This window comes from Phocaeicola coprocola DSM 17136, assembly GCF_000154845.1.
GTDB lineage: Bacteria > Bacteroidota > Bacteroidia > Bacteroidales > Bacteroidaceae > Phocaeicola > Phocaeicola coprocola.
Genome location: NZ_DS981433.1, coordinates 3,672 through 5,132, shown reverse-complemented (window position 1 = coordinate 5,132; position 1,461 = coordinate 3,672). Strand labels below are relative to the sequence as shown.

Sequence of the window (1,461 nt, the reverse complement as noted above, 5' to 3'; positions counted from 1 at the left end):
AAGTCCTCGCGTCCGTTTCAATGCGCATACCATCCCCTTACCCCATAAAGCGACTTGAGGCAATACGCAATCAGTGGCCATCAAGTGATGTAAATCATCCGGAAGAAGTTTTGAAGGCTTCTGCATATGCATGGTTGTCGGTGTAGATATTCAGCACACATTGCCTTGCGGTCTTAATCCACTTGGCAGGTACTGAAATGAATTTGAAGACAAACGTCTTGATACGGCTGGTTTCCTTGAGCCCGAACTTCTTCACTTCAATCCTTTGCATGATGGCCTTGTAGAAATTGCGTATCAGTGCCGTCAGGAGCAGGAACACGGTATTTTCCGCCATGAAGGATTTAGGCAGTCTGTCCCATCCAAACCCATTGTTCATGTCATCAAAGACGCGTTCCTTGCCACCGCGCATGTTATAGAACTCCACGATGTCCCTCATGGATGATTCGTAATCGTTGGTCAGGATGCAGCGGTATGTATATTCCCCCTCCCACAGGTCCGGTCCACTGCCCATGCGTCTCTGTCTCTGGATTACCAGGCGATACGGTTTGCCCTTCCACTTCTCAACGAGAATGGAGTTCAACTCAAACACGATGCCGTTTATCTCTTCCTTCTTCCACCCTCTGAGCGCGAAGATGTCATCATAGAGCGAGCAGCAGCGGTTGGCGCGTATGTAGAATGTCCTGCAATGCTTCCTGACCTCATCCACAATGTCTTCAGAGCATGAGCCGCAGTCGGCCCTGAAGCGTTTGACTGTCAGCTTCTTCTCTTCAAGTCTCTCCAAAATCCTCTTTAGCGTGTCCTTCTGGTGAAAGCGTACATTGGTGTTGCCGTCGCTGTTCTCTATGCCGACAATCATGTCGCCGATAACGGCCACACCGGACCTGTAACCAAGAAATTTCTTGTACGTGGGCTTTGCATCGTACTTCTCCGCCTCAATGAACTGGTGGTCAAAGTCAACGTCATACTCCCCGCCCTCTTTCAACTGCCCTGTGGACAACAGGCAATTCAGGAGCAATGTGTTGAGTGTGTCTGCCGTATTGAAATCATAGGACTTTCCGGCATCAGACGTGTATGAGATGTTTTCCCGGGTCAGTTCGTTTATTGCCCTAAGGATGGTGTCGGCGCTACAGGTGCGGAGTGTGGGGTGAAGGGAAAGATGACTCATTAAGTGGGCGGTGACATCCTCAACGCAAGAACCGCCGCAGAAGTAAACGCATAGGAGGGAGCGGATGATTTCGCTGTATTGATAACCATAGAGTTTGCATCTCAACCCAAGTGTTGAGTCAATTGTAGAGGAGAGAAGGGAGGTAAATTGCTCCATGATTGGAAATATGCCTCCAAAAGGAGTGAGTCTTTCGGATTTTATTGCTACCTTTGCCATGCCTGTTGCGGTTTTCTTTGTCTTTGGGATTCGCAACACTAAGGTAAGTGAAAACGCTGACATGGCAAAAACCTGGGGCC

1 protein-coding gene is annotated in these 1,461 nt (G+C 49.1%); it reads right to left on the bottom strand.

Annotation, left to right across the window (positions count from 1 at the left end):
* Window positions 1-94: 94 nt before the first annotated feature.
* A complete protein-coding gene (locus BACCOP_RS01455; protein ID WP_007567149.1) occupies window positions 95-1,381 on the bottom strand; it encodes an IS1380-like element IS615 family transposase in 1,287 nt (428 codons plus the stop codon).
* Window positions 1,382-1,461: the final 80 nt, after the last annotated feature.

Excerpts from the sequence above, each read along its gene's own strand:
- BACCOP_RS01455 (WP_007567149.1), bottom strand. The coding sequence starts at position 1,381 with ATGGCAAAGGTAGCAATAAAATCCGAAAGACTCACTCCTTTTGGAGGC.